This window comes from Staphylococcus sp. HMSC061G12 (assembly GCF_001838465.1).
Taxonomy (GTDB): domain Bacteria; phylum Bacillota; class Bacilli; order Staphylococcales; family Staphylococcaceae; genus Staphylococcus; species Staphylococcus simulans.
The window spans coordinates 1-1,076 of record NZ_KV837111.1 but is presented as its reverse complement, the minus strand read 5'-3'; the positions used below and the strand labels follow the sequence as shown (position 1 = coordinate 1,076).

The following is a 1,076-nucleotide window of genomic DNA, read 5'->3' as shown; positions in this document are numbered from 1 at the left end:
TTTTAATATATATTAAAACAATCCCTAATCAAAATATACAATATATCTAGTGTTTATACAATGAAAAGTAGCCATCTTATATTAAGAAAATACTAATTTGTCATTTAACTATCTAACGTTGGGTTCAAGATATGCTCTAATTTGATGGAAAGTATAAAAAGACTATTAGAACTACATTTATTAAATCAAGAAAAAGTTTAACCATGAAAGATAATACATATTTATCTTCCAGTAAGTTTGAGTAGTTAGGAATAATTTAATATATTTAAAAACCAAACCCACTCAAATTAAGATTTATCTTGTTATGAGAGGATTTGTTTTTTGGGTAATTGTCAACTGAATGAAGTTGTTAACTAAATACTAAATCATAGTAACAAATGCTTCAAAGGGTTTTATATTATCTGTATTAATTTCAGTATCATAGTTATGCAATTTTAAATCGCCCTTGTTTAATTCAAGGTCAGTTTTTAGACTTACAGTTTGATTTGTTAGATTACTGACAATGACTGCAGTTTTATTATTTAATGTGCGAGTATATGCAAAAATACTGGAATTTTCTGAATCAATTAAGTTGAATTCTCCATACGTAAAGGTGTCATCTGACTTTTTAAGTTGAATTAAATCTTTGTAAAATTGCAATATAGAATGATCATCCGCTTCTTGTTGTTCGACATTAATTGACACGTAGTTAGGGTTGACTGGGAACCAAGGTTCAACATTAGAGAAGCCAGCGTAAGCTTCATCATTCCATTACATTGGAGTTCGAGAATTATCTCTGTTTTCCATGCGGTGTTTCTCTAATAATGCATCAGTGTTTCCGCCTTCCTCTTTAACCATATGGTATTCATTTTTAACAGATACATCGTTAAATTGCTCTATACTTGTAAACGGAAAGTTCGTCATTCCAATTGCTTGTCCTTCTTCTAACATTTCTACAACTCTATGATAAATAACACGTTTTTGAGGATCTTTAGCATTCGGTGCATAGAGTAAAGGACGTCCTTTATATACCCCTTTTTCTTTCGAAACTTTAATACCTTGTGCTTGTCTACGTTTACTTTCATTTCGTTCTTGTT

General features: G+C 29.9%; 2 pseudogenes. Both read right to left on the bottom strand.

Going from position 1 to position 1,076, the window contains the following annotated elements:
- Positions 1-360: 360 nt before the first annotated feature.
- Positions 361-921: pseudogene (locus tag HMPREF2937_RS14180) on the bottom strand (alpha-glucosidase C-terminal domain-containing protein); the annotation flags it as partial.
- A pseudogene (locus HMPREF2937_RS14020) lies at positions 907-1,076 on the bottom strand (recombinase family protein); the annotation flags it as partial. The pseudogenes HMPREF2937_RS14020 and HMPREF2937_RS14180, both read right to left, overlap by 15 nt.